Annotated in this window: 16 protein-coding genes; 8 read left to right on the top strand and 8 right to left on the bottom strand. The window is 36.9% G+C overall.

Annotated features, from left to right (window positions below; translation table 11 throughout):
* Positions 1-2: 2 nt before the first annotated feature.
* Together K319_RS0109325 and K319_RS0109320 are read right to left on the bottom strand one after the other, a co-directional pair.
* On the bottom strand, positions 3-917 hold the full coding sequence (locus K319_RS0109325) for a hypothetical protein (RefSeq protein WP_027383419.1): 915 nt from the start codon (positions 915-917) through the stop codon (positions 3-5).
* A 42-nt stretch (positions 918-959) separates the two neighbouring features.
* The gene (locus tag K319_RS0109320; RefSeq protein WP_027383418.1) at positions 960-4,613 is read right to left on the bottom strand and encodes an MMPL family transporter; all 3,654 of its coding nucleotides are present in this window, start codon (positions 4,611-4,613) and stop codon (positions 960-962) included.
* Between the two features lie 191 nt (positions 4,614-4,804).
* Between K319_RS0109320 and K319_RS0109315 the strand changes: the two genes are divergently transcribed.
* The 3 genes from K319_RS0109315 (at position 4,805) to topA (ending at position 10,651) form a co-directional block, all read left to right on the top strand.
* The gene (locus tag K319_RS0109315; RefSeq protein WP_027383417.1) at positions 4,805-5,902 is read left to right on the top strand and encodes a hypothetical protein; all 1,098 of its coding nucleotides are present in this window, start codon (positions 4,805-4,807) and stop codon (positions 5,900-5,902) included.
* A 19-nt stretch (positions 5,903-5,921) separates the two neighbouring features.
* Positions 5,922-7,940: an FG-GAP-like repeat-containing protein gene (locus tag K319_RS0109310; protein WP_084403429.1), complete on the top strand. Its 2,019-nt coding sequence runs from the start codon at positions 5,922-5,924 to the stop codon at positions 7,938-7,940.
* Positions 7,941-8,092: 152 nt separating this feature from the next.
* Positions 8,093-10,651, top strand: a complete 2,559-nt coding sequence (gene topA, locus K319_RS0109305) for a type I DNA topoisomerase (protein ID WP_027383415.1) — start codon at positions 8,093-8,095, stop codon at positions 10,649-10,651.
* Positions 10,652-10,855: 204 nt separating this feature from the next.
* On the opposite strand, the gene K319_RS20110 is transcribed toward topA, so the two are convergent.
* The 6 genes from K319_RS20110 to K319_RS0109270 all read right to left on the bottom strand — a co-directional run bounded on the left by K319_RS20110 (position 10,856) and on the right by K319_RS0109270 (position 15,653).
* Positions 10,856-12,304 carry a serine hydrolase gene (locus K319_RS20110; RefSeq protein ID WP_051230561.1) on the bottom strand — a complete coding sequence of 483 codons (1,449 nt, stop codon included), beginning with the start codon at positions 12,302-12,304 and terminating at the stop codon, positions 10,856-10,858.
* Positions 12,305-12,378: 74 nt separating this feature from the next.
* Positions 12,379-13,212 carry a helix-turn-helix domain-containing protein gene (locus K319_RS0109295; RefSeq protein WP_027383414.1) on the bottom strand — a complete coding sequence of 278 codons (834 nt, stop codon included), beginning with the start codon at positions 13,210-13,212 and terminating at the stop codon, positions 12,379-12,381.
* On the bottom strand, positions 13,203-13,694 hold the full coding sequence (locus K319_RS20105) for a YdcF family protein (protein WP_084403428.1): 492 nt from the start codon (positions 13,692-13,694) through the stop codon (positions 13,203-13,205). The genes K319_RS0109295 and K319_RS20105 overlap by 10 nt, the downstream gene beginning before the upstream one ends.
* A 149-nt stretch (positions 13,695-13,843) precedes the next feature.
* The gene (locus K319_RS21015; RefSeq protein WP_051230559.1) at positions 13,844-14,281 is read right to left on the bottom strand and encodes an SMI1/KNR4 family protein; all 438 of its coding nucleotides are present in this window, start codon (positions 14,279-14,281) and stop codon (positions 13,844-13,846) included.
* Between the two features lie 4 nt (positions 14,282-14,285).
* Positions 14,286-14,816: a hypothetical protein gene (locus K319_RS0109280; RefSeq protein WP_027383413.1), complete on the bottom strand. Its 531-nt coding sequence runs from the start codon at positions 14,814-14,816 to the stop codon at positions 14,286-14,288.
* 360 nt (positions 14,817-15,176) lie between these two features.
* Complete coding sequence (locus K319_RS0109270; RefSeq protein WP_027383412.1) at positions 15,177-15,653, bottom strand: hypothetical protein; 477 nt, start codon at positions 15,651-15,653, stop codon at positions 15,177-15,179.
* Between the two features lie 275 nt (positions 15,654-15,928).
* On the opposite strand from K319_RS0109270, the gene K319_RS0109265 reads away from it, so the two are divergent.
* From K319_RS0109265 to K319_RS0109245, 5 genes are all read left to right on the top strand, one after another.
* Positions 15,929-17,017, top strand: a complete 1,089-nt coding sequence (locus K319_RS0109265) for a glycoside hydrolase family protein (RefSeq protein WP_027383411.1) — start codon at positions 15,929-15,931, stop codon at positions 17,015-17,017.
* 288 nt (positions 17,018-17,305) lie between these two features.
* Positions 17,306-18,655: a hypothetical protein gene (locus tag K319_RS0109260; RefSeq protein ID WP_034671614.1), complete on the top strand. Its 1,350-nt coding sequence runs from the start codon at positions 17,306-17,308 to the stop codon at positions 18,653-18,655.
* A 262-nt stretch (positions 18,656-18,917) separates the two neighbouring features.
* A complete protein-coding gene (locus K319_RS21010) occupies positions 18,918-19,988 on the top strand; it encodes an acyltransferase family protein (protein ID WP_027383409.1) in 1,071 nt (356 codons plus the stop codon).
* 136 nt (positions 19,989-20,124) lie between these two features.
* Positions 20,125-21,174, top strand: a complete 1,050-nt coding sequence (locus tag K319_RS0109250) for an acyltransferase family protein (RefSeq protein ID WP_027383408.1) — start codon at positions 20,125-20,127, stop codon at positions 21,172-21,174.
* 142 nt (positions 21,175-21,316) lie between these two features.
* Positions 21,317-22,402, top strand: coding sequence for an EpsG family protein (locus tag K319_RS0109245; RefSeq protein WP_169712660.1), 1,086 nt, complete (start codon positions 21,317-21,319; stop codon positions 22,400-22,402).
* Position 22,403: the final 1 nt, after the last annotated feature.

Genomic DNA, 22,403 nt, shown 5'->3' with positions numbered 1-22,403 from the left:
TTCTATTTTAAATTAATTCCTTGTAAATATTCTCTTTGTTTTTTTCTTTTAAACCACAATAACGGCGCTAGTAGTATATGGAAAACTAGAACGATTGGAGAGATGATCCAGATCGCTGCCATCAAATATACCTTAAAGAATTTTATCAGCAATGGACGCTTTTCTTTTTTCTTGATGATAAGATTGGACCAGACGGTGAAGATTTTGTTCCCGACTTTTTCTACTCTTACCAGAAAAGGCCTTATCTCTACCGCTCCGTTTTTTACCAGATCGGGCTGGAGATTCTTTAAATTATTATTGCGGAAATGCTCTTCAATAATCTTACCATACTTTACAGAACCGGCAATTTCTTCATCAGAAATTCCGGCTGCTGGTAAAATTCCGGATTTTTCTTTCTGTCCGGTCGTTAGCCAACGTAGAATAGTAAGCACGCTGGTGTAGTTGTCGTGCCTGTCAACCAACGCTATGTTTCCAACTAATTGAGCGCTGAGGTCACGCAGGTAGACTTTCAGTTTTTCCTGAGAAAGCATCCACATATTTCTGGTTCCGGAAATGGTAACAACAGGAGTATCTTTCAAAATATTTTCTGCATAACCGCTTTTCAGAAATGAAATAATCGGAATCGAAGGTGTCAAATACCAAACCTGATATCCAAAAAGGATAAGGTCAAATTGTTGGTTCATAACGTTTTCCGGTGGAGGGAGTATCTCACTTGGGATTTGCAGATAGGATTCTGGAAATGTATTGAAAAAGACATCGCCTGGCCAAGGAAAAGGAAAGTCTTTTTTTAATTTGATGCTGTAATATGTGACCTGATATTCGTCTTTTTTATTTTCAAATGGTCTTGCGATATTCTTTACGATATCTTCTAATTGACCCGTTTGCGAATAATAAATGACCAGTATTTTTTTTGGCATTAGTAAGTAATATTTGATACAAAAATATACTTTTCATATTTATTATTCGTGGCAGAAGATGTTAATTGAGTCCGATCTGAATATTAAATTGAAATCCGAATTTTGAAAATGGGAATTATCAATATTCAGTAAAATGATTTTCTTTGGTAAAATCTCAATTTCATTGAAGTCAAAATTTTTGTCAGATACCAATAGAATATCAATGTTTTTCGAGATCTCGGAAATGTTATTGATGTAATGTATCTTCCTTCTTTTGACAAGATAATTTTGTTCGGCCACTTCTCTTTTTTCTTTGTTTTTTATCAAACTGAATATTTTTCTTCCGGCTTGTTGAAGCGTCATTAAGACGTCTTTTTGACCAAAGTCATCTGCAATGTGCAGGATGTTGGCTTCAGTCGGAAGATGCTTGTCCAATTCGAAATAAACCGATTTGTTTTTGGTGAAATCTTCTTTTACAGGTTTCACAACTTCATTTTCTTTATATAAAAAACTTAAGAATAATTTTTTTTTAAAATAATTTTCATCCTCGATCTCACTTCTCAGTTTGGCAAATTCCTCTCGGAAACAGGCGTTGATCTTCTTCGTTCTTTCGGAGTAATTTTTCCCGAAACTTTGGTCATCTTTCAGGATTCTGGTACCTACTTTAACAGTTATGCTTCCATCATATATGATAAAGTCGCCTTTCGGTAAAACTTCGGAATTTCCGTGGATATAGATCGGAAGAATATCCAGGTCGTATTCTTCTGCCAAGTAAAATGCACCTTTGTGGAATCGTTTTATGTTGTTGGTGTAGGACCTTTCCGCTTCCGGAAAGACCACAAGAGAGTAGCCTTGGTCTATTTTTTCTTTCAGTTTTTCTTTGCCGTTTTCGATACCCTGAGAAACCGGGAAAAACCCAAGAGCTTTAACTAATTTTCCAAAAACCGGAGAGTTCCAGACCCAATCATTGACAAGATAGACGATCTTATGTGTTGCCATTGCAATTGCCAATGTGTCAAGAAAGGAAGTGTGATTGGCAATGATGATCGCGGGTTTGCTGAAATCCTCATTAGGATTTCTGATCACTTTTTTCTTGACAAACGGATTTGAATATAAAACGGATGTCAGAAATTTTGCTAAAATTAATTTGATGAGGTCTAAAGTTCTTCCTTTCGAACGTTTCACGAAGATACTTCCAATCGCTGAAAAAATCGACCCGCCTAAACCGTAATATAAAAATGATAGGACAGAATTTAAAAATAACCTAAAGGTGACCGGCGATAATCCCTTTTTCTGTCGGTTGATAATTAAAAACCTAAACCAGAACGGATATAAAGTTGAGGTAATGACAATCACGGAGAACATTCCGATCAAAGCAACCAGCGCCAAAGAATGCAAAGCAGGATGTTTCGCAAAAATCAAAGAACCAATTGACAGAATCGTTGTGAAAACGGCTAGGATAATCGAAATTCGGTATGTCGGAAGTTCATTTTTTCCAGTCGTATGTTCTTTTTGCATCGCCTTCGTCAGGAAAATGCTGAAATCGTCTCCGACCCCGAAGACCAAAGTACAGACAACGGTGCTGAAAATATTCAATTCCAGACCAAGAAAATAGAGAATTCCGGCAGTCACAACTCCTGTTAAAATGATCGGGAACATTGTAAGGACAGATAATTCAAAATTTCTGAAGAAAACGATGATGGTTAAAATTATCGCTAAAAGAGAATAATTAATTAAGGTGTTGAAATCATTTTTCAGCAAGCCCAAAAAGTTCTCGTTCATCTGTTGGCGGTCGATTGCCAAAGCTTCATGGTTTTTTTCAACATCTTTGATGAAAGCATCTCGTTTCCTTTCGTCAACTTTCACCACATTCGAAACCGTATAAAAACCATTGTCGTTACTTAGGAATTCTGATATCTGGAGGGCCTTTATTTTTTCGTAGTCTTTTAAGCTTAAGGAAGAGTAGGATTTATTTAAATTTTCATTGAACTGGTCAAAAGCAGAAGCGTTGAACCCGAACTTGTTCCCGTTTTGAACTAATGCAGAAATTGTCTGGTTTTTTTTGTTTTGATTCCAGAAGTTATTCCATTTTTCAACCTTTTTTTGCTGGTCTTCTTTCGATAAAACGACATTTCCAAGCGAATTATAGCTCAGGATCTTCCCTTCTTTTTTTTCTTTTTCCAAAAACTGGCTCAACTGAGAATTTCTCGCCAAAGCTTCACTTTCAGAATTTCCGTAAGAAATCGTGTAAATCGATTTTGAAGTAATGTCCGATAATTTCTCAAGCTTGGCTTCGCTGATCTTCAAATCTTTCGGAATGTAATTCAGATCACCAATATCTTCATTAAAACCAACATGACGGAATCCAAAAAGACAGGCAATGATCATCAAAGAACATCCGATGATCAAAGGTTTGTTCTTTTCGTAAGGATAATTTCCGATCTTATCGATGAAATTTGCATTTACATTATCCGTTTTTTCTTTCGGATGATATAATTGCGGTACAATGATCAAAGCGGTAAATGAGGAAAGGAAAACCGTGATCGCAGCAAAAAGTCCGAGATCTTTCAACGCCTCCGAACGTACAAATACCAAACATAAAAATGAAACGGCGGTTGTTGCGCTACTCAGAATAATCGGTTGTGTGATTTCTTTGTAAAGCTCTTCAATATTGTTGTTGTGCTTATAATGTGTCAAAATATGGAGCGCATAATCAATCGTGATTCCAATGAGAATGGCTCCGACGCTGAGCGAAATTGCCGATATTTTATCTTTAATGAAATATAAAACCATCAGCGAAATGAAAACAGCGAAAACGGTCGGTAAAAAAACGATCAGTGGCGTAAAGAAATTCCTGAAATAATACATCAGTAATACCAACAAAACCGTCATCGAAATAATGACCGTATTCTGGATGTCTTTCTTGATTTGTTGCGCATTCGCAACTGCGATTGCAGGTGAACCAAAATAGCTGATCTCCGTTTTTCCTTTGAATTGTGTGTTGAGATCATCTTTTATTTCGTTCAGCTGATTGACGAAAACTTCATTGCTTTTGGTGTCGTTGCTTTTGTTTTTCGGTTCGATGAAAAGCAAGAGGTCCCTTCCGTTTTTGGTAACGATGTAATTGTCTTCCAGCTTGAAATCTTTGCTGATATTCAAAGCATTCAGTTTTTTGATTCCAAGAAAAGTGATCCCGAGAGGGTCTTTTTTAATGAATTCTTTCGTTACAAGACTTGTCGGGGAAACCAGCGAAACATAATTGCTTTCAACCTGTTTTGCAATGCTGTCTTTATTGAGTTTTCTTTCGATTTCTTTGTAATCGTTCTCATCCAGAAACAAAGGAAGATTCTGATTGACAAAATCAAACGTTTCCGAAATTTCGTTATCATTTACTTTCCCCTGGACCGAACCGATGTATTTTTTTAAAGGTTCGATCTTGTTTAGGAAAGTATCGGCAGTTTCCGAAAGCTGGAAATTGTCGTCTTTCGATTTGTTCTCGATGATGACGATGATTTTATCTGAAAAATTGAGTTGCTTCAGAACTTTAGCGGTCAGATCAGATTTGTCGTTTTTCGGAATGATCTGGTTAATGTCTTCCTCGAAATTAATTCTGGAAGCAAAAAATCCGCAAATGAAAAGAATTCCCAAAGCTGTTGCGATGGAAATCAGTCGGTTTTTATAAATAAAATAATATAAGTGGATGAAAAAGCGATGCATTTCTGATTATGATACTGCAATATGATTACAGATATGATGGCGTTAAGGTTTTTGTTTTTTCTAAAATCAACTCAATGCACCATTTTTTGATGGAATGATCATTAAGTTTGCAAATTTAATGATTTTTGACTTGGAAAAGCTTGCGAAATAAGATTAATTATTTATATTAGTAGTCAAAAAACTAAAAATTAATGAAAAAAATTTATTTTCTACTTATTTTATCTCTTTTTTTCTCGATTTCCTGTAAAGATGACGGTGCAGTGATAGAGCCTTCGATTTCGGGACCTGCTGTCAATTTTGATATCAATGCAGTTCCGTATTCCAAATTGTCGACCTATTCATTTTTCAGTGGAGATTTGAAAAATTTGACACCAGTAGCCAAAGTGATCCCTTATGAGCCGGCAAGTTCCCTGTTTACGGATTATGCTCTGAAGAAAAGATTTATTTGGATGCCCGAAGGTACAAAGGCCAAGTACATAGAAGATGGTAAAATACTTGATTTTCCGGTTGGAACAACTTTGATAAAGAATTTTTATTACAATACTTTACAACCCAATAATACAACGAAAATCATCGAAACAAGATTGATGATAAGAAAATCCACAGGATGGATCTTTGCGGAATATATTTGGAACGATGCGCAAACAGAAGCCACTCTTTTAACCGGGGAAGATTTTGAAAGCGGGAGTTCTCAGGAAATCACTTTCAAAAAACCAAATGGCGAAAGTATTACAACAAATTATAGGATACCATCGGAAACCGAATGTTTTGCATGTCACAGATTAGATGGTAAAGCGATCCCGATTGGTACGAAACCTCAGAATTTGAATAATATATATGGTTATTCTACCAATAATATTAAAAACCAGCTTCAAAAACTGGTAGATGAAGGTTATTTGGCAAGCTATCCCTCCACAATTAACTCTACGGTAGATTATCATGATGCAAGTAAACCTGTAGATATCCGTTTGCGTTCCTATCTGGATGCAAATTGTTCCCATTGCCATCAAGAAAATGCACGTTGCGATTATCGTGCCTTAAGGCTGAATTTTAATCAGACCACAAACTTGACAAACCTTGGTGTATGTGTTACAGCAGCCGAGCCTGTGAGTTCAACAATCTCAAAAATTGTTGCTCCTGGAAATTATAACAAATCGGTGATGCACTACAGACTTCAATCTACGGATGGAAGTAACATGATGCCATTGTTGGGAAGAACAGTTGTACATGACGAAGGTTTACTGTTGGTTCAGGAATGGATCAATTCATTAACGCAAACTTGTAATTAATAAAAAACTTATAACAGATATGAAGAAACTATTACTACTTACTTTGATGTGTTCTATCTCTTTTGGAATGGCTCAAACATCCTGTAACAACGCTGTGAATCTTACTGCGGTAGGAACCTATACGGTTACTGGAATTAATGGAATGGCAGCTCCTTCTGCATGTGGGTTGGAGTATGGTATTGGAACAGCCGGAGCATGGTACAAATACACCCCGACCCAAGAAATGAATGTCACGGTGTCCACTGTAATTGCAGGACAGACAAATGATACGAGGATAATGGTGTATTCCGGAAGTTGTACAGCATTGGCTTGTTTAGCTAGCAATGATGATTATTCAGGATATTCTGCGCAGGTAAATTTCAGAGGTTCTGCCAACACTACATATTATATCGTCTTTGATAATAAATGGAGCAGCTCTGGGTTTCAATTCAAATTATCAGAATCTGTAGCCGTACCGGACAGGCTTTCGTTCACTTCCCAAGTCGCAAGTGGTGCTTCTTCGGCATACAACAATTGCATCGTAGATATGAATGGAGATTATCTGGATGATATTGTCTCTGTGGTCAATAAAACAAAAATTGTCATTTCTCATCAAAAACCGGACGGAGGATTTACCGATGTTACTTACACGATTCCAAGTACCATAGTAGAGCCTGAATGGAGTATTGCTGCAGGAGATTACGATAACAATGGTTTCAATGATCTGATCTACGGTTCATCAACTGGCGTTACTTTTGTGAAAGCAAATGCCACAGGAACAGGATACACGATTGAAAGAAAAACCCAAAACTACCTGACGCAGCGTACCAATTTTGTAGATATCAATAATGATGGAAAACTGGATGCTTTTGTGTGTGATGACAATGGCCCTAACAGATATTATCTGAATGATGGCACCAATATGAATCACAATCGTGGTGGCTTAGGCGATTTCCCTTCAGGCGGGAACTATGCTTCAACTTGGACAGATTATGACAATGACGGAGACCTCGACCTTTTCATCGCAAAATGTGGAGAAGGCGGTTCAGGAGTTGGAGGAAATATTGATGAGCTGCACAGAAATAACGGAAACGGGACTTTTACCAATGTAGCTAACACGGCTAATCTGGCCGAGCCCTCCCAGAGTTGGTCAGCAGCCTGGGGAGATTTTAATAATGATGGACTGATGGACACCATGATCGGGATCAATTCTGATACCGATGGACTTAATAAGATCATGAAAAATAATGGCGATGGAACATTTACAGACGTTACCGCAGGTTCCGGATATGAAAACATTATAGACTCTAGCAGGGAATATGTAACATATGACTTTGACAATGACGGTTTCCTAGACATATTAGGCGCAGGAAATACCATTATGTTTGGAGATGGTAACTTCAAGTTCACCCCCAACGGCAATCCTTACAATCTGAATATCTACCGCAGACCGGTCGGAGATCTTAATAACGATGGGTTTTTAGATATCCAAAGTGGAACGAATATCTTGATCAATAACGGAAATAGCAACAAATGGCTGAAAGTTACCTTAAAAGGAGTTGAAAGCAACAGAAACGGAATCGGGGCACGAGTGGAGATCTACGGAACATGGGGAAAACAAATCCGTGATGTGCAAAGTGGAACTGGTTTCGGTAACATGAGTACGCTTAATACCCATTTCGGGATTGGCCAGGCATCTGCCATTGCCAAGGTTGTTGTAAAATGGCCATCCGGAAAAGTTGATACTGTCGAAAATGTAACGCCCAATACAACATTAAATATCGTAGAAGGTTCTACATTAAGTGTTTCCGATGTTCAGGATGGTAAAGGATCATTTACCGTTTATCCCAATCCAAGCAGTGATATGGTTAACTTCAAAGCTAAGAAAGGATTTGTACCTATTGAGGCCAAATTGTATGATATGAATGGGAAAATTGTCTTACAGAAAGAAATTATTGAAAATTCAATATCGATCAAACAATTAAGCTCAGGAACATATTTGCTTGTTGCAAACGATAAAGCAGGAAATGCTTATTCTCAGAAAATTATAAAAAAATAGACCTTACTTCATAATTAGGGCTCAAGCCTGCATCAATTGATGCAGGCTTTTTGAGTTAGAAACATAGTTCTTTTGGACCAATAGTTTTTTTGAATCATTACAAATACGCTATATAAAATAAAAAACTCCTACTTTTGCAAAAATTTTTCAGGATGCCAAAAAATTTAGTGATCGTCGAGTCTCCGGCAAAAGCAAAAACAATTCAGAAATATTTAGGATCGGATTTTGAGGTCAAGTCCAGCTTCGGACACATCCGTGATCTGCCTAAAAAAGGGATGGGAATCGACTTGTCGAGTTTCACGCCTGACTATGAAGTTTCTGCAGATAAGAAGAAACTGGTGACAGAACTGAAAGCTGCTGTTAAAAAAGCAGAAACGGTTTGGCTGGCTTCCGATGAGGACCGCGAGGGAGAGGCTATCGCTTGGCACTTGGCAGACGAACTGAAACTGAAACCTGAAAACAGAAGAAGGATCGTCTTCCATGAGATCACAAAGAATGCAATCCTGAAAGCTATCGAGAATCCTAGAGATATTGACCAGAATCTTGTCAACGCTCAACAGGCAAGACGGGTTTTGGACAGGATCGTTGGTTTTGAGATGTCACCGGTTCTTTGGAAAAAAGTGAAAACAGGCCTTTCTGCAGGGCGTGTCCAATCTGTTGCAGTGAGATTGGTTGTGGAAAGAGAAAAAGAAATTCGCGAGTTTGTTCCGAAGCCAAGTTTCAAATTAGAAGGTATTTTCCTTAATAATGCTCAACAGGAGATCTTGGCAAAACTGAAAAAAGATTTCGATAAAGAATCTGATGCAGAAAGCTTCCTTAATTTGGCAAAAACAACAGACTTCAAAGTTCTGAATGTTGAGACCAAACCCGGAACTCGCACGGCTTCTGCTCCGTTCACAACATCAACCTTGCAGCAGGAAGCTTCTTCCAGATTGGGTTATGGCGTGACGACTACGATGCGTTTGGCGCAAAGACTTTACGAGGAAGGATTCATCACCTATATGAGAACGGATTCCGTGAATCTTTCCCAGGAAGCCATCAATGGAGCAAAGGCACAGATCATCTCAGAATATGGCGAGAATTATTCCAAGCCGAGAAATTATACTACCAAATCATCTTCTGCTCAGGAAGCGCACGAAGCCATCCGTCCAACGGATTTTTCTGTTAAATCTATTGGTGATGTTCAGTTGAACAAATTATATCAATTGATCTACAGAAGAACTTTGGCTTCGCAGATGGAAAATGCTAAAATTGAAAAAACGGTCATCGAAATCGGGAATGCAAAATTGCCGCAAAATTTCGAAGCTCAGGGTGAAGTGATTGTTTTCGATGGTTTCCTAAAAGCTTATGGAATTGTTAAAACTGAGGATGACGATGAAGAAAACAACGAAAAATTATTACCAAAAGTAACTGTTGGCGAAGCTCTTGACTATAAAAAAATTACAGCTACAGAAAAATTTACGAGACCGTCTGCAAGATTTACCGAAGCCGGCTTGGTCAAGAAACTGGAAGAACTGGGAATTGGTCGTCCATCGACCTACGCACCAACGATCCAGACGATCCAAAATCGTGAATATGTTGACAAAAGAGAAATAGAACCACAAACAAGAGAAATCGTAAAAATGACTTTGGGCAAAACCGGCGTCAAAAAAGAAGTTCTCGAGGAGAAATTTGGTGGGGATAAAAATAAATTCGTTCCGACGGATATCGGTGAAGTTGTGAATGACTTCCTGATCAATAATTTTGCCGAGATTCTTGATTATGGATTCACGGCAAGAGTAGAGGAGGGATTTGATGAGATTGCAAATGGCGACCAGAAGTGGAAAGAAATGATGACGGATTTCTACTCCAAATTCCATCCAAGGATCGAAGATGTTGAGGAAAACGCCGATCGTGCCAATGGCGAAAGAATCCTGGGCGTAGACCCGAAAACAGGAAAGAATGTTCACGCCAGGATCGGAAGATTCGGGCCGATGATACAGATCGGGGAACAGGACGATGAGGAAAAACCAACGTTTGCATCTTTGATGGCGAATCAGAATATTGCGACCATTACCCTGGAAGAAGCTTTGGAGTTGTTCAAGCTTCCTTTTGATCTTAAAGAAGTTGATGGGCAGCCGGTTTCGGTCGGTGTTGGAAGATTTGGTCCTTATGTAAAATGGGGAGAGACCTACATCAGTATTCCAAAGGGCGAAGATCCATTGTCTGTTGACCAAAACCGTGCAGAAGAGATCATCAATGAAAAGAAAGTGGCAGATGCACCAATTGCAAATTATAAAGGCGAACCTGTAACCAAAGGAACGGGAAGATTTGGACCTTTTATCAAGTACAAAAGTATCTTCGTGAATGTTCCCAAGAAATATAATTTCGATAATCTTTCTCAAAGCGATATCAACGAATTGATCGATGCGAAACTGGAAAAAGAAGCCAACCGGTACATCCAGCAATGGGAAGCAGAAAAGATCTCTATCGAGAATGCAAGATGGGGACCTATCGTAAAACACGGCAAGAACATCTACAAGATCCCAAAAAAGAAAGATGACTCCAAATACGAGGTAGAAGACCTGAAAGACGTTTCTCTGGATGAGGTAAAAAAATGGATCACAGCGCAAGACCCGAAAGCCTTTGCTGAGAAAAAGAAACCAGCCGCTAAGAAAGCAACTACTGCTAAAAAGCCTGCGACGAAAAAAGCGCCGACAAAGAAGAAGTAATTAGACTTTTATAAAATAGAAAGCACAGATTTTGGTCTGTGCTTTTTTTGTTTGTTGTCAAATTGGATAGCGCGGATTTGCAAATCCTCAACATCGGATTTTCCTCACGATGGAGCAAACATCTTGCTTGTGCCTATAGAGATACGAGCGTGACGCTCGCACCAGCGGGGCAAGCATTTTGTGCTTATTTGTTGTTAGTGGCGGTTATTTCATCAGCAATTTTAATTTTAATTGAGCATCAGTATCTTCCGGTTCTTTTTCAGTATATAACTTTAGATATTCAATCGCTTGTTTCTTTTGACCAGAAAATCGATAAGCTTCACTCAAATAATAATAGCTATAAGTTGAGTTTGGAAAAAAGCGAATAATTAACTTAAATAAATCTATTGCTTGTTCATTCTTTTTTTCGAACAATGCCTTATAACCATATCGCTCGATAAGGTTTTCTCTTAATGTATGTGTCTTTGAATTACTTTCTATTTCCTTAATGCCAGCTTCATAACCCTTGTTGCAAACAGTCATGATGATATCTTTAGTGTAAAAGAAATTGTCAATTGATGGTGCTGAATCGACTAATTGTTTTTTAATCAGATTACTCGCTTCCCAATAATTCTCGACTTCTCCATTGGTTAGAATAACGACTGTGTAGCCCAAATCCGGATAGATCATCAGTTCACAAGCGATGCCATCGTGTCCACCGGTATGTCCAATAATGCGATGTCCGTTTATGTAGTTTTCTTCAGATCCATAGCCATATTTTCTTTCTCTATACTTCACTTTGCCTGATGTAGAAAGAGCTGTGCTTTCTTTGCTCAATAAAATATTGTTTTGTAAAGCATTGGCAAAATTCAACAAATCATCAACTGTAGAATAACCACCACCAGCAGGAGTTCCTTTGGCTACGTTTGAGAAAATGTTGTTTTTCCATTGTCCCGGTTCTTCCAATGACATTGTATAGCCAGTCGCCAAATTTGGAATAGCATTAGCCAATTCGTAAGCATCGGTATTCATCATTTTTGCAGGTTTGTAGATGTGTTCCTTTACGTAATCAAAATAATTCTGACCCGACACCTTTTCAATGATTAATCCTAAAACCATATATCCGGAATTGCTGTACAAGAAGTCGCTACCCGGAGCAAATACAAGTTTTTTATTAGCAAACAACGGAAGATAATCAGAAACTGCTTTGAAGTTCACTTTCGCAAGTTTGTCGTATTCTTCCCAAAAACTTTGCATTCCTGAAGTGTGCGTCAATAAATGATGGATGGTCACTGAGTCGGCAACCGTTTTATTAGGATAATCCAAAAGATATTGACCTACTTTATCCTGAAGCGAAATTTTTCCAGATTCTACCAATTGCATAATAGCCGTTGCTGTGAACATCTTGTTGATAGAAGCTAAGTTGAACTTCGTGTCCGGTTTATTTTTTATACGGTCCGGCAAATTGGCGAAACCGAATGCTTCTCTATAGATTGGTTTACCATTTTTTGCAATAAGAACAACTCCGCTTAAGTTATTTTCTTTTTCAAGTTTTTTTAGATGAGACTTAATGGGATTAACGATGTTTTCCAGGTTTTGGGATTGTACTTTGATTGGTTGGAAAAAAGCAATCAGAAAGATCGCTATAAATAAATAGACTTGACGGGTTGTCATATTCGGTCATTTTATGATTAAAGGACAAAAGTAATTTAATCATAAAACGAAAAATTGTACAAGTGTAAACCCATCTATAAAAACAGCCAATGAATTTGTTTTTTTTCCAGTGCAGTCGTTTTGTTAAAGAAAACCTTTGGAGAAAACCCGGTCACTGATTTGAATTCTCTTGTCATGTGAGACTGGTCAAAATAATCAACACCGTATGCGATATCCGTTAAGTTGTTTTTGGTATTATCTGATACGTATTTATTAACCGCATTTCTAAATTTCAGTATCTTTTTGAATTGAGATGGTGTTTTGCAGATATGTCTGTTAAAGTGCTTGTTCAATGTGGTGCGTGAGATAACATTCTTTTCGCACAGTTCTGTAATGGTCAATGCGTCATTTTCCTCATCCATCATTTCAGATAAAACGGTTTCAAGAAAGTTATGTTCAAATCCTATTAATTTGGATAACCAATAACTTTCAATACCTTGAACTTTTTCGACATCATTTTGCAAAGAAAGAATTTCCATCATCGCTTTTTTATAATCTTCAAAAGGTGAAAATTCAGAAAAGTTTGAACTGTTGTAATGGTTTAAGTCATTCTCCAAAAATGCATTAATGGCTAAGGGTTTAAAATAAATCGTGATTTCGTTTATTTTCCCTTCGTACTGTACATACACAGGCTTATTGAAATCAGATACCAAATTGGTTTCAACATCATTGTCATCGTATTGCTGGATGATTAATTTATTTCCTTTACTAATCGATTTTGATTTTTCACTGATCGATACAATGGTAAAAATAGATGGAAAGGTAATATATTTGGTAGGTTTTTCTTCCGATGTATGGGTGAGAATATAAATACACTCTATGTATTTTTTCAGGATAGGGTTTGAAGGAGAATAAACTTTTATTTGCATAAAATTGGATTCTTTACTGGCATGAGGTTTTGGTCTTCTTTTTTAGTGCTGGCGCAGGCATCTTGCTTGTGCCTATTGCAAGTACGAGCGTGACGCTCGCACCAGCGGGGGGTGTTTGTTACCGTTGCAAGGGTATTACTGCCCAAATTGTCAACGATTATTACACTATCAGGCACATTGTGTTTAATCAAATATTCTTTCATTTTGTCTCCTTCGTAAAATCCTTCTTTTCCAAGTCCACCACTAACCAATATTTTTTTTACTCGTCCAGAATTGTAAAGATTAAGTCCACATTCCATACGTTTTTCAAGTCTTTCTGAAAGTGTCCCATCTTCATTTACCTTATTGCCTAAAACGACAGCAATGTCTGCATTCATTTTTTTGTCTGTCAAACCGTCAATAGTTATATAAATCAAATGTCCACAAACCCATAAAAACACTATGGAAATAAATATTTTGAATGTTCGTTTACGGTTTTTCATAAAATGTCTGCTAACGTTTCGGGGCTTTGCGATGGTGGGGCAATCGAAGCACAAATCTTCAATTTTGCACAAAAGTTGAACCGAAGAATTACCGTTGAACTTTGTAGTTTCGCCCCACTATTGCAAAACCCTTGTTAGTGGCAGTTTTTTTATATGTTATTTAATATTAATTCTTCAAAATTTTCAGCAAGTTTTTCAATTTCGTTGTTGTCGTGATAATATATTTTTACATTTCCATTTTGTGTAATAAATATTGGGTCTCCTGAACCGTCAATAGAAATTACATAGCTTGATTGGATTTCATTACAAACCTGAAATTCTAAATAAGTACTTCTAAATGATTTTGTAATTTCAAGAATGGTTTGTTCTGCTTTTTTTGAACCTCTTTTTGTGCAAGGAAGCAAACCAATTCCTACATAAGCATCTCCATAATTTAAAAGTAAATACTTATAAGAATTGTCAAACGTTATGTTTAACTCTTTTTCTGTTTGTTGAATATCTTTTTCTTCGTTTCTCTCTTTCAGAAAAATTTTGGTTTCTTCTGATGAAAAATATTTATCTATTGCATTTTTAAACTCACTTGTCATTTGCTTATATTTCAAAGGGATAATTTTCTAATAAATTTTCGTCTATTGAGTGAAGTTGTTTTTTAAACTCAATTTTTGTTTGGTTGTCTAGTTCCCCAATTGTATCATAAATTTCATCAAGTTGTTTGTTTAAAAACGAAAATTGCAACCATTGTTGAAAATTAATGCCAAGGTTTATAAAATTTATTGGGTTTAATTCTTCCTGGTTATGGTCGTAAAATAGGATTCTATTATTCTTGTCAAATAGCCAAAAATCTCCTTGTCCGTTTTGACCGAAGAACCAAAAATTTTCTATTTCAGCAGAAGTTATGTTTTCTGTCCAATAGATTTTGTCTGAAAATTCTTTTGTCGTATTATGAGCTTCAACGCTGTTGAATAAAATGCACTCAGATGAAATTTCAATTGTTTTGATTTGAGTTACAATTTCTGAATAGAGCGTGTCAAATTTATAATTGACAGTTTTAGGAAAATTATGTTTAATAGAATTCTCAACTAAAAGCATCGTTCTTATTTCTTCTATTGGAATGATTTTCATTTTTGGTAGTGTGTTATTTTAAAATTGCCACTAACATCCAAATATACGCATTGCGCCAATACAAAATATATCCAGTTGCGCTTATCCTAAAAGTATAAGACGCTAAACGCAATTTACCTAAAACTTTTTTTAAGTTTATCCATCCAAAAAAACACCCAAAAACCTTCACCAACCACCCTTTCACCATCATCATCCAACCAATTAGCATCAAAAACCACCCTTTTTGCATCGTTTATTATCCTTTTAGGTTCATTGGTAAGCCTTTTTGGTTGAGAATCCACCTTTTTGCAGGACAAACGACCCTTTTTGGCTGGTTTTTGAGCCTAAAAGGGTCGTTTTGAAACGTGAAGCTTGGAATGATTACGCTTTAGGCGATGGTCTGTTGCCTTTTCTCGTAAACCTCTTGCTGAGGTCTTCATATATTGGTTTTGCCGTTGCAACGCCTTTGCTGGATGCTTCTTTTACAGACCCGTAATATAGGAGAGCAGAGAGAAGGGCTTCATTTCCTGCTAGCATAATAGTGTCACTGAGATCTGATACCAATTGATTCGCCAGATTGCGAAGTGGAGAAAGGCCGTTGACCACAGCCACATCTTTGTGAAACTCCGGCTGATCCATATAGCTTGGTGCAAATTCAGGATTCGTTTCTGTGTAATCTTCCACTTTTTGCACAGTAGCTACTGTTTTGTCTCCCATTTTGAAAATACTTTCCCTTTGCTCTGGAGTCAATCCCTGCAGATAAGGCGCAAGAAGTGACCGGCACTCCTGTAATTTTTTGTTGACATCTGAGATCACTGTTTCTGGGATCTCTACACTGATTTGATTTTTTGTACTCATCGTTTGTGAATTTAATTTGTTAAACGGATTAAAAATAATCATATTTTATACATGATGGTATTTTTTGGTTGAAATTATTGCATGAAAACAATATCAATAGGAATGGGCTTTAGCCCATTCATTCGGAAAATAGAAAAGTGGGCTTTAGCCTAAATTTGGGCTAAAGCCATTGGGATTTTTGGGACATCGGGCTAAAGCCCGACGCTATTAATACCCTCAAACCGCAGGACACTTCCTCAACTCAATTCCTATAACTTAGCTGAAAATCATACAAAATGAGTACATCCAAAGACTTTAGCCGAAAAGATTTTCTCCAAACCACTGCTCTGGGAATGGCTGCTGTGTTTTTTGGTTCGTCATTTACCAAAGGATTTGTTTTTTCTGATAAGCCTTATTTCAATTTGAAACCCATTGGGCGACAGTTTTCTTTGGAGGGTTATTATATCTGGTGTAGCTCTCCAATCTGGGGAGAGGACGGGAAGGTTCATCTGTTCTACTCCCGCTGGAAAAAAGAAAAAGGAATGGGTGGCTGGCTCAATGGTTCAGAGATATGTCGTGCAGAAGCGGATTCGCCGTTTCATCCATTCGAGCATAAGCAGGTCGTGCTTTCTCCGAGAGGTGAAGGATTCTGGGATGCAACCACTTGTCATAACCCGCTGATCAAGAAAGTGGGAGAAGAGTATCTGTTATTCTTTATGGGAAATTCCAATGGGAAAACCAATACCAAAAGAATCGGTCTGGCAACCTCGAAAAACCTCGATGGCGATTGGATCCGGCCAGACAAACCATTACTTCTTCCGGGAAAAGAAGGTGCCTGGGATGATCATTGTACCACCAACCCTGCTTTTGTGAAAGGCAACGATGGAAAATATTGGCTGTTCTACAAATCCTGGAACACGCAGGAATATGAAACGCAAAAAGGCTCCGTCCGGGGTAACCGAAAATACGGACTGGCAAAAGCGGATTCCCCAACCGGACCTTACGAGAAAGTGTCTGAGAATCCTGTCATCGATTTTTCTAACCAGCCGGATAATGCTCAGCTGGAAGATGCTTTTGTATGGAAAGAAAAAGGGAAATTCCATATGATAGCAAGGGATATGGGATTCTATAATCATGAGTATGGTTTGCATCTCACCACAAAAGATGGCATTAAGTGGACAAAACCGGAGATCGCCTATCTGGATATGAAAAGCTATATCAATGAGCCCGCTCCGCCGAAACATCTCAAGCGTTTTGGCAGATTGGAGCGCCCAATGCACCTGCTGGATAAAGATGGGGAAACGCCCCGGTTCTTATTTGGAGCGACTCAGGGTGGGGAATTCGAGACTTCTACTACTTTTGTGTTTGAGATTTTGAATAAGTAATTTTTAACGCAAAGGCACGAAGGTTTTTATAAAGAATGCGTTTTTAAGGCGGAAGGTTGACTTCGTTAAAATTCAATTACTTATCGTGTTTTTTATGTTTTAAGCCGAATAGATGGCAGACACTTCGACTACGCTCAGTGTGGCATTCCGTTAACCATCCGGTGTAAGAGTTGTCAGGCTGAGCATAGTCGAAGCCTTTTGTAAAAACTTGGATAATCACAAAAATTAATGAGCATTCTGAAGTTTTATTAATATTTTTGACAATTAAAATAAGAAAACACATTTTGAATGGGAGAAAAATTACAATGGGCCAATCTTAAAAGCTTTCCTTGGCTTGTCTTTTTTGTTGCGATATTCATTTGGGTCGCGATCGCTGGTGCTAATTTTTATTATCAGAACAATGGCGGTTACACAGGAACAGGTATTCTTTTCCCTATTTCTGTCATCTATCCCAATCAGTTTTTGTGGAGTGGATTTGTCTTTGCTTTTCTGTTTTTAGTTTCCGGTATTTTTGCTTTTAAGTATGCCGAAAAACTGAATGTGTATCTTCTCTTTTTTATTGCTATTGTTTTGGTTTTATTAGGGAATCTGAGTCAAGGAGATTTTGATATTGCTTTCCTCCGGCCATTTTATTTTAAAGGAAGACAATATTATGCGGATGCGATCAACATTACCGACGGACAGATTTGGCTGAGAGATTTTTCGAAGAATCTGGAGCAGTTTCAGATGCACACCAAAACGCATCCGCCGTTTGTAACCCTTCTCCATTTTTGGATCCTGAATATTTCTAATATAGAGACTTTGGCCATTGTATTTTTTGCGATTGGATGTTTGTCGTTTCCTTTGTTTTATCAGGTTTTAGTCTGTCTCGGCTTCGAGGGAACAAGAAGGAAATGGATGTTGCTTTTGTTTGCTGTCATCCCTTCTGTCAATATTTATCTTTTGGTTTCGATAGATGCATTGGTTCTGACCTCGACCTTGATCTTCCTTTTAGGATTTGCAAGGATATTCCATCAGAAAAAAATTGATGCGATCTCATTTTTATTGATTTCTTCAGGATTGATCCTGACCAATCTTCTGACCTTCTCCGGATTGTTCCTGTTTGCATTTTTGGGATGTATCAGTTTCTATTTTTTATTGAAAGGAAAATGGAATTTTGTTTGGCTGAGCCTGATGGGTACTGTTGTTTTTATTCTGGCTTTTGCAATTATTTATGTAACGACGGGATATGATCAATTAGAAACATTTTTATTGGCATCACAATCCGAAAACCCTGATGGTTTCAGACTGTTTCATCAGCCATTTGTTTATGTGATGACAAGGCTGGAAGATATCGGCGAGATATTTTTGTTCTTGTCTTTCGGATTTCTGGCGGTTTTGTTTTCTAAACGACAAGGGATCGAAGTTTTTGAAAACCGAAATATTAATATCCTCTTTTTTTCAGCCATAACAGCCATTTCCGCAATGTTTTTGACCGGCGCTTATGGAACTGGCGAAACGGCGAGAGCTTGCCTGTTTTTGGTTCCTTATTTTTTGATTTTATTGAAGGATATTGGCTCAGACCAATTCAAAATTCTTTTTTACCTATGTATTTTCCAGACTTTCGGGATGCAGATGATCGGTAATTTTTATTGGTGATTTTTACCTAAATTTGCAAAAAACAAACGAATGATGAAATTTTACACTGTAGTTATAGTGTTTTTTGTCTTATTTCTGTGTGGGCAAAGACCTGTTCCTGGATCTTCTGATAATAAGATTCCTGCTTCTTGCACCAACAAAGCTATACGACCTAGGTTCTCTCCCTTATCGACTTTTGTGATCTGGGTATTCTCTCTTTTTGCTAATGTAAATTCAAATAATAAGTTATCTTTCTCCCAAAGATGATCTGGCTATCTAAAAAATGAAAGAAATATTGCTCAATTTGACAGGTTTACGCTTTTATGCTTCCTTGTGGGTATTCCTATATCATGCAATAATTTATGTTAATGAGTTGGACTGTCTTTTTTTGCAACATGGTTATATCGGGGTAGATTTTTTTTTCATTCTAAGTGGCTTTATCCTGACATACGTTTATTATGATAGTTTTTTTCTAGGAGAAATTACATTAAGAAAATATTGGAATTTTATGGTAAAAAGATTTGCTAAAATATATCCAATGCACATTATAAGCTTTATAATGGTAGCAATAATGTTATATGTAGGCAAGTATGTTTTCCATCAAGATCTGAAATTGTCCCCGGAACTTATTCCTTCAATTCTGCTGATGGTCCATTCATGGGGTTTCAATGCGGAACATAGCTGGAATGTCCCTTCCTGGAGTATATCTTCGGAATGGTTTGCTTATCTGTTTCTGTTCGTGCCGTTCGCTTTTGTTTTTAAACAGAGCAAAAAAATATTTTCACTACTGATTATACTAGTGATCGCATTTTTCTTGTTCAAATGGAGTAATACAACGGATTTTAGTCTTGATAACCCGGAAAAACTAACTAATTTTGGATTGGAGAGATTGTTCCCCGAGTTCATTTTCGGAATGTTACTCGGATATTTTAGAATAAAATTGAAAATATCCAAAATTATCTCCACTGTAGTGTTTTCCATAAGTTTTCTTTCGTTTCTGTTGTTGATGTATGGAAATCTGGGGCTTAACCTGGATGCTTTTTGTATTATTCCCTTGGCGGGTATTATTTTTTCTTTGTCTTATAGGACATATTTGGATTTCTTTTTTGATAACAGACTTTTGATATATCTTGGTAATGTTTCTTTTGCTTTTTACATACTTCAACTTATTTCATTTTTTGTATTCAAGATTCCTTTTAAATGGCTGGATGCGAAAGACCTTCCTTCGTATCCTTTGGCTATTTTCAAAACGGTTACCTTAATAGGTGCCAATTTGTTATTAGCATCATTCTTTTACAAATATTATGAAGAGCCGATGAGAAAATTTATTGTCAAAAAAATATCTGATAAATAATATAGAAATGGGGAAGCTCTATATTTGCTACGTTTGTAGATTGTAATTTTTATATTGGAAAAGAGATAATAGTGGTCATAGTTCCAACGTATCATTTTTTACAGGTGGCGAGGGTACTAAATTTAAATATTAATACATGCTGAACAATTTGACGGGTTTAAGATTTTATACTGCACTTTGGGTGTTCTTATATCATTTTGGAGTTTATATTGACGGGGGAGAAAACTTTTTACTGAAGAAGGGATATTTAGGAGTAGACATTTTCTTTATTCTAAGCGGATTTATTTTAACTTATGCATATTATGATCAATTTTTCTTAACAAAGATAACAGGTAAGACCTATTATAACTTTATACTCAAAAGATTTGCAAAGATCTACCCACTTCAGATATTGACCTTTATTCTGGTCGGTATTCTTTTATATGTTGGGAAATACCTGTTTCATCAAAAAGATTTGATCATAAGGAATGATCACATTATTTCAAACTTATTGATGGTCCATGCATGGAACCTCAATGATGCGCTTAGCTGGAATACCCATTCGTGGAGCTTATCGGATGAATGGTTTGCCTATCTTTTTCTATTTGTTGTTTCAGCTTTTGTAGTTAAAGTAAATAAGATGATCGGGAAGGTCCTGCTAAGTTCGATAGTTGTTTTTTTTATTGTTAAATGGTTCAGAACAGATGGATTTGACCTTAATAATTATACCTACAATGGTTTGGAAAGAATTGTTCCGGAGTTCTTTCTGGGTGTTATAGTTGGGTTGTTAAGGGTTGATCTTCAAATCTCAAAAAAAGCCGCAAGTGTTATTTTTATTTTGAGTCTTGCCCTATTACTTTTTATTGCCGGTATCGATTATCATATGGATGCCTTGTGTATGATACCTTTTGCGGGAATCATATATTCTTTGTCATTTAATACTATTTTTGACCGGGGTTTCAATTCAAAAAAACTGGTTTACATGGGAAATATTTCTTTTGCATTTTACATGTTGCAACTTACTGCTTTCTATTTGTTCAAACCTGTTCAGAATTACATGGGACAGATGAACCTGCCGGAATATGTCAGTATTGCCTTGGAATTGCTTGGGTTAATCGCTATTAATTTGATAATGGCTTCTACGGTCTATAGATATTTTGAAGAGCCGGTCAGGTTATTTCTGGTAAGAAAATTATCAAAAAGATGAATATGGGTAAATTAAATCAGAAGTGAAATCACGATCTGATTCGGATATCTTAAAATAAGAATTACCTTTGTAAAAACTAAAATATTTTAAACTAAAAACATTCATGATATTTCTTCACCCTGTATTTACAATTCTATTCCTTTTGCTAATATTATTTAGTTTTTTAGAGGTATATGGCAAGGATGGAGAAAAAAAATCATTTGCAATTTGGCTGATAGGTGCCTGGATGGTAATTATAATTGGTTTTAGGGGGAATGTAGGTGCGGATTATCCAATATATCGGTCGTTCTATTCTTTATACTTCCCGGCGGTGGATTACTCGCAGATATTTGACAGAATGCTTTTTCGTAAATCATCAATAGATATAGAATGGATGTATGTATTACTAAATAAAGTAGTTTTTGCATTTGGAGGTCCATTCCAATCCTTTACTTTTGTAAGCGCTTTGATCACAATAGGATTGAAACTGAGGGTGTTTTACCAAAATTCTGCTTTTCCGGTTTTTACAGTTCTCCTGTTCTTTATTCCAGGCTTTTTCATTGCGGATAGTGGACATATGAGACAGGCATTGGGTATGACGGTCTGTATATTTTCTTACCAATTCATAAAAGAGAGAAAGGTATGGTGGTTTTTGTTATGTCTATATGTTGCCTATGGCTTTCATAAGTCTGCCATTATATTTTTACCAGCTTATTGGCTTGTTACAGTTCCGCTCAATTCCGGCAGGATCTTTTATGCGATCATAATAAGTGTTATACTGTCACCATTTCATGTCTATAACTTATTCTCCTCTTTTCTTGATGGTCTTAACCTGCAAGATGTTTCCAATGGTTATAACGGATATATTGGTTACGAGGACAAAGCGTCCAGTTTTATGGATGGGACGATGGTCTTGAATTCTTTTTTATTAATAGCATATGATAAGGCGGCGTGTAAGAAGATCCTGTATTACGAATATATGCGTAACATTGTGATAGTGGGCATTTGTTTGTATTTCATATTTAGGGATAACCCTGTGTTTTCTACCAGGCTAGTAGGTGTGTATATAGGTTTCATACCTTTGGTGGTAGCTAATATACTGGCCTCTCTTGACCTGAATATTAAGCGTTTTTGGCATCTGTTTTATGTCTTATTCATGGTATTCTATTATTTTGTATTTGCAAGATACCAGGGCAATGCAGGCCGTTTTACACCGGAGACCTATAGGAATTTCCTTTGGAACAATTAAT

Source organism: Epilithonimonas caeni DSM 17710 (assembly GCF_000426465.1).
Lineage (GTDB): Bacteria > Bacteroidota > Bacteroidia > Flavobacteriales > Weeksellaceae > Epilithonimonas > Epilithonimonas caeni.
This window is presented reverse-complemented; position numbering and strand designations above follow the sequence as displayed.

Coding starts and splice junctions, on each gene's coding strand:
- K319_RS0109325 (WP_027383419.1), bottom strand. CDS start 917: ATGCCAAAAAAAATACTGGTCATTTATTATTCGCAAACGGGTCAATTA.
- K319_RS0109320 (WP_027383418.1), bottom strand. CDS start 4,613: ATGCATCGCTTTTTCATCCACTTATATTATTTTATTTATAAAAACCGA.
- K319_RS0109315 (WP_027383417.1), top strand. CDS start 4,805: ATGAAAAAAATTTATTTTCTACTTATTTTATCTCTTTTTTTCTCGATT.
- K319_RS0109310 (WP_084403429.1), top strand. CDS start 5,922: ATGAAGAAACTATTACTACTTACTTTGATGTGTTCTATCTCTTTTGGA.
- topA (WP_027383415.1), top strand. CDS start 8,093: ATGCCAAAAAATTTAGTGATCGTCGAGTCTCCGGCAAAAGCAAAAACA.
- K319_RS20110 (WP_051230561.1), bottom strand. CDS start 12,304: ATGACAACCCGTCAAGTCTATTTATTTATAGCGATCTTTCTGATTGCT.
- K319_RS0109295 (WP_027383414.1), bottom strand. CDS start 13,212: ATGCAAATAAAAGTTTATTCTCCTTCAAACCCTATCCTGAAAAAATAC.
- K319_RS20105 (WP_084403428.1), bottom strand. CDS start 13,694: ATGAAAAACCGTAAACGAACATTCAAAATATTTATTTCCATAGTGTTT.
- K319_RS21015 (WP_051230559.1), bottom strand. CDS start 14,281: ATGACAAGTGAGTTTAAAAATGCAATAGATAAATATTTTTCATCAGAA.
- K319_RS0109280 (WP_027383413.1), bottom strand. CDS start 14,816: ATGAAAATCATTCCAATAGAAGAAATAAGAACGATGCTTTTAGTTGAG.
- K319_RS0109270 (WP_027383412.1), bottom strand. CDS start 15,653: ATGAGTACAAAAAATCAAATCAGTGTAGAGATCCCAGAAACAGTGATC.
- K319_RS0109265 (WP_027383411.1), top strand. CDS start 15,929: ATGAGTACATCCAAAGACTTTAGCCGAAAAGATTTTCTCCAAACCACT.
- K319_RS0109260 (WP_034671614.1), top strand. CDS start 17,306: ATGGGAGAAAAATTACAATGGGCCAATCTTAAAAGCTTTCCTTGGCTT.
- K319_RS21010 (WP_027383409.1), top strand. CDS start 18,918: ATGAAAGAAATATTGCTCAATTTGACAGGTTTACGCTTTTATGCTTCC.
- K319_RS0109250 (WP_027383408.1), top strand. CDS start 20,125: ATGCTGAACAATTTGACGGGTTTAAGATTTTATACTGCACTTTGGGTG.